The 4,874-nt window shown below is 37.3% G+C and carries 7 protein-coding genes and 1 pseudogene; all 8 read right to left on the reverse strand.

Going from position 1 to position 4,874, the window contains the following annotated elements; translation table 11 throughout:
- Positions 1-45: 45 nt before the first annotated feature.
- A complete protein-coding gene (locus tag IEW67_RS17455) occupies positions 46-645 on the reverse strand; it encodes a GNAT family N-acetyltransferase (protein ID WP_188634356.1) in 600 nt (199 codons plus the stop codon).
- 181 nt (positions 646-826) lie between these two features.
- The gene (locus tag IEW67_RS17460; RefSeq protein ID WP_188634357.1) at positions 827-1,360 is read right to left on the reverse strand and encodes a DUF1572 domain-containing protein; all 534 of its coding nucleotides are present in this window, start codon (positions 1,358-1,360) and stop codon (positions 827-829) included.
- A gap of 110 nt (positions 1,361-1,470) precedes the next feature.
- Positions 1,471-1,776 carry a TIGR04104 family putative zinc finger protein gene (locus IEW67_RS17465; RefSeq protein ID WP_188634358.1) on the reverse strand — a complete coding sequence of 102 codons (306 nt, stop codon included), beginning with the start codon at positions 1,774-1,776 and terminating at the stop codon, positions 1,471-1,473.
- Between the two features lie 233 nt (positions 1,777-2,009).
- Positions 2,010-2,597: a DapH/DapD/GlmU-related protein gene (locus tag IEW67_RS17470; protein WP_229671941.1), complete on the reverse strand. Its 588-nt coding sequence runs from the start codon at positions 2,595-2,597 to the stop codon at positions 2,010-2,012.
- Positions 2,598-2,688: 91 nt separating this feature from the next.
- Entirely contained in the window at positions 2,689-3,333 is a 645-nt protein-coding gene (locus tag IEW67_RS17475) for a CPBP family intramembrane glutamic endopeptidase (RefSeq protein ID WP_229671942.1), read from the reverse strand.
- A 182-nt stretch (positions 3,334-3,515) separates the two neighbouring features.
- Entirely contained in the window at positions 3,516-3,827 is a 312-nt protein-coding gene (locus IEW67_RS18520; protein ID WP_188634359.1) for a TIGR04104 family putative zinc finger protein, read from the reverse strand.
- Positions 3,828-4,016: 189 nt separating this feature from the next.
- A pseudogene (locus IEW67_RS17485) lies at positions 4,017-4,499 on the reverse strand (transposase); the annotation flags it as partial.
- 138 nt (positions 4,500-4,637) lie between these two features.
- Positions 4,638-4,874 (reverse strand): hypothetical protein (locus IEW67_RS17490; RefSeq protein WP_188634360.1); only part of this gene is annotated, 237 nt, incomplete at its 5' end.

Raw genomic sequence — 4,874 nt, forward strand, 5'->3', positions numbered from 1 at the left:
CCTCTATGTAAAAACTACTGAAACATTCCATCATTATTAGTTTACTCATTTGCTTGTTAACGTTGGGTAACCGAATGAACCATTCTTCAAGCGTACCTTTGCGTAGAGGCAATCATCTCTGAGGTCACCAGCTGGATCGATGAAATTGTTTATAAGGATTGCTTCCAAGTGGTATCCACAGCGCTCCGCAACCCTACAACTGGCACTATTTCTAGTGTCACAACGTATTTCTATGCGATTGGCTTGAAGATTCTTAAAAGCAAATTGAGTAACTCCGTCCACAGCTTCACTCATAAACCCCTGTCTAGCAGCAGATTGCCTAATCCAATAACCAATCTCAAAGCGGCGCACTTGCCAATCTGCCCTTACCAGACTGCAAGTACCTTTGAACTCTCCAGAAAGTTTATCTAGTATGTAAAAAGTGAAGGTGTCGCGCAATAAAAAATTCGCTCGATGTTTACGAGTATTTGCTTCAGTCTCTTCGGTTTCTGGAATATGGTCAGCCCATTTCATCCACTCATGAAGAAATTCAAAAGACTCTCTTATAGCCTCATTAACCATTGTCCCATCGCCATTCTGAGGTGCCCGCAATAAAAGTCGTTCGGTTTCAAACTGTTCCGGTATATCAAGAAGAATTGGATCCATGACCATACCCCCGTACATTTTAAATCTTCACATCTTTCGTCAACACTTAAAATTAATAACAATTATGTCAAATTCCCATCATTTGCACAATGAGTTATGCCACAATATGACTCTGCAATGGCAAATTGGGAGCCTTCTTTTATTCAGTATAAGCGCCTGATTCTGGAATATGAGTTAATATCTAAGAACGTTTTTCTAATTTTTCTTGCAGGTACTCTTCTGATTTCCCCTTGGGGATACTAAGAGTTTCCCAACTTTCATCTTTTAATTGCTTACCTATATAAACAATCTGACCAACGTGATAAGAATAATGAGCCATTTGTCTTTCAATGGCTTCTAGAACAGTGTGCCTTCCACCCCGAATAGTTATATTCTTTAATAAATCTTGATTCTCTAAGCCATTTAACGTATCAAGAAGTATATTCCACCCTCTTTCCCAAATAGTTATCATTTCCTGCTTTGAAGAGACGTCATCTTCAAATTCTTGATCACGATTTCTAGAGGATTTCTCCCCGTCTGTTGTTAAAAAGTTCGACCATCTGGATATCATATTTCCACTTAAATGTTTTGCAATAATCGCAATGCTATTGGAAGCCTCATTTAGCTTCCAATGTATATCCTTCTCTGATAATTGGCTGATTGTTTTATCTCCAAGGTCTTTAACACTTTCAAATCTTTCTCGTACAATTTTCAGGTATTCATTTCCAAGATCCATTAATATTCCTCCTTGTTTTATGCAATAATCTGGCCCGATTCATTAAGAAGAGCGCATTCTTGTTGCACAAACGCGCCCTTTTCTGGAATAATTCTTTTGAGTGCTTATGCTTAAAAAAAGTTTATATACTCTTCTTTGCTGCTTATCTTCACAAAAAACGGGTGAAGTGACATTACTACAATAAATAAAACAGGAAATAAACTTAACAAGAGAAACCCTGGGATATCAATGAAAATGTTAAGCAACAACAGTAGTGGAATGACAAAGTTTAAAGCACTGTTTTTCATTCTTGATTTTTGTGTTTCGTATTGCTTTTCTCCACAGTAAGGACAAGTCATTGCTGGATCCAATGTAAAAGTCTTTTTAATAGTTTGTTTCCAACTCCACTTGTTGTTGCAATTCTCACAAGTTGGCATTTTAATTAACCCTCCCCAGCGTGACGGTGAATTCTAGCTAAATTTTAACATAATTTCATTCCACAAAATGGCCTGACAATAGTATATTGAGCTAGCTGAGCTTATTCGATTCTCGCGCCCCGTTAATTTAAGACTAAACTAATACAAAGGGTGAGATGATAAGTAATATAGAACTTGAAATTAGGTCGGATAGTCACAAATAGTAATCAGCATAATTGTATTTGAAGTGATTATTATTTTATTTTATCCTCCAAATTTGATATGAATTTTGCGGGATTTCCGCCGACAATTGTATTAGGTGCGACGTCTCTAGTAACTACTGATCCAGCAGCAACAATTGAATTTTCACCGACCGTAACTCCGGGAAGGATGGTTGAACTGGAACCAATCCAAGTGTTCTCTTTCAATACAATTGGTTTCAGATGCATGGTTCCTCTATTTAATGGGTTATAATCATGATTTATTGTTGCCAAAACCACATTATGGCCGATCAAACATTGGTCTCCGATAATGATTTGACCTTGATCTTGGAACCGGCATCCGGAATTAATGAATACATTTTTTCCTATTTTAATGTTCTTTCCAAAGTCTGCCGTAAAGGGTAAAAACAAAGAAAAACCTTCATCTAATTCTCGACCGATAATTTGAGAAACTTGATGTCTAATTTGCTCGTTTGTATAAACACCATTATTCAATTGTGTACATAACGATCTCGTTTCGTCTGATACTGCAACCATTGCCTCATTGACCTCTGAACCACCATGAATCACACCTTCCATTTCCATCTTTGATAAAAGTTTTTCCAATTCCATTTTAATCATTCCCTTCCACCGTGAAGATTCATTTATGCAACTAAATGGCCCAATTCAGGCTCAGTGCTTCCTCCACAACTGCACCCAATAACGGAACAAGCTATTTTTTATGTATTGAAATTTTTTCTTCCTCATTATCCCAACTACCTGCAACTGCGGAAAGAACAAGCCACGGCTCAATAAATAAATTGATAATTATATGTGCTACAATTGGAGCTAATAAATTTCGGTCAGCAACTATATATAAAATTGCTAATAAGCCACCAAGTACGGCTGTAGATAATATAACTGGTAAAGCAATTTTAATATCACCTCTAAGAAGAACCCATGCACCATGCGCCAAACCAAATATAATAGCTGAAGCTAGGATTTGTATAACAATCCCATAATTTAAATTCATTAACCAATCCATCAATACTTGTCTAAATATGATTTCTTCTACCGTACTTGATACAAACGCCGCCCAAATTCCAATTACTTTAAGCCATGAAAATGTAAACAAATGCTCTCGTACAAAAGGAATTACTTTTACCGTGTACATGATATATCCAACTGCAATAACAAAAGCAAATAGCCAAACAATTACACTATTAAAAGCTTCAGAATTTATTCCTAAGCGTCCTCCTATAAATTGTGTTGGATTTCCTAAATACCAGAAGATAATACTGCCAGTTAACGCTAGGGAGAGACCTCCTAATACCAACCCAGTCGTTTTCTCTGCTCCCGAGGAATAGCTTTTGTTCACTCTTTGATCACCCCCAAAACATAGTATTTAATAGAACTACGACCGACCTTATGAAAGGTTCCAATAAATTCCGAAATATGGCCCTTATATACGATATTGACGCTATTCCTTATTAGAGAAAAGCGCCCTATTGCTGAAAGAAGCAACCTTATAAAGTTAGTCTTAATGAGCAACTATTCAGCTCAAACAATTTTGAATCGAACAAAATACGGTACGAACAAAAAACCAATAATAAATATAGCAAATCCTATACCTAGGGTAGCAAAAAGATTATCAAAAGGTGAAAGAAAATTGGTGAATAGTAGCATTGGAAAAATTGTAAGCGATACAAAAATAAACCTGCCCGGAATAGTTATTTTATGTTCCGCACCGCAATTATCACATTCAACTGGTCTATATACCCAGCCCCAAAATGCCTTAAAGATTTTGTTCCAGCTGAATGACATATTGCAGTTTTGACATCTTTGCAGTATAAACACCACCTTATATTCCATAATTTGGCCTAATCCGGAAAAGCGCCTTCTATTTTAGAAAAACTCGGCATTTGCCTCGTCTTATAGCGAATGCCGAAGCTTTTCTTATAACTCGAGTTTCGCACCCCACATACCAAGGGATTCGGGGTGTTTATTAATGCCTGAAACCCTTGTATGACAGTGCTTTTGTCGAAATTCCATTTTCGCCCTCTAAGCGACATTATCGCCGTCAAATAGTTGGTGACCCAAAAATGAGTTTTCAAAAAGCGTTTTAATGTATTGGTATTCCTCGGACACCTTAAAGACATGAATATCTACCATACCTGATTCCGCGATGGCCGTGATGACCACTTGCAGGAGATCATCAAACATTTCCCATAGCCGTTGTGCCAAGTTTTTCTCCATCATGTCATCTTTGATCTCTTCAAATAACCCTCCCAGAGTCTCGTAATCGTTGACTCGTCGGAAATAAGACAAGAAGGCATACAGGATGTAAGTCGTCGTTACATGAGCAATTTGCGCGTCAAAATCCCGAGATTGGCATTTTCCCAGATGAAGCTGTTGTTTCGTCTCTCTAAAAAATACTTCAATCGTCCAACGCACCGAATAGATTTCCATTGTGTCGATAAAGGATAAGTTGGCGTCTGTGGAGAGATACAGTCGCCAGTCTTTTTGATATGGGAATCGTGTAAATCAGTACTTTATTCCAGCCACCATTTTTCTGACTAATCCAGCCAAAAATCTGAAATAATATGCCAGTCTATTCACATTATCTCAGATTCATAAATAATTGATCACATTGTTTCGAAAAAATTATACAAAAAGACTCCCTCAGAAAGGGAGTCTCATTGCTGGGTACTCATATAAAATTTTATCGGAAATTCGAATTTTATATGTTTCGTTAATCTGCAATACGAAAGCCATACTCTCTTCTAACGTTATAACATCTTCTCCCAGATAACCATCCCGTTCAAGATAGACTTCATGGTAGTGGTCTACGATCCACATTTCTATATGCATCCCATCAAATGTTTCATGCGCCACTGACTCAAACCAAATGACCCACTC

The sequence above is a fragment of the Lentibacillus kapialis genome, assembly GCF_014646635.1.
In the GTDB taxonomy this organism is placed as follows: Bacteria; Bacillota; Bacilli; order Bacillales; family Amphibacillaceae; genus Lentibacillus; species Lentibacillus kapialis.

Coding starts and splice junctions, on each gene's coding strand:
- IEW67_RS17465 (WP_188634358.1), bottom strand. CDS start 1,776: ATGCCAACTTGTGAGAATTGCAACAACAAGTGGAGTTGGAAACAAACT.
- IEW67_RS17470 (WP_229671941.1), bottom strand. CDS start 2,597: ATGATTAAAATGGAATTGGAAAAACTTTTATCAAAGATGGAAATGGAA.
- IEW67_RS17460 (WP_188634357.1), bottom strand. CDS start 1,360: ATGGATCTTGGAAATGAATACCTGAAAATTGTACGAGAAAGATTTGAA.
- IEW67_RS18520 (WP_188634359.1), bottom strand. CDS start 3,827: ATGGAATATAAGGTGGTGTTTATACTGCAAAGATGTCAAAACTGCAAT.
- IEW67_RS17455 (WP_188634356.1), bottom strand. CDS start 645: ATGGATCCAATTCTTCTTGATATACCGGAACAGTTTGAAACCGAACGA.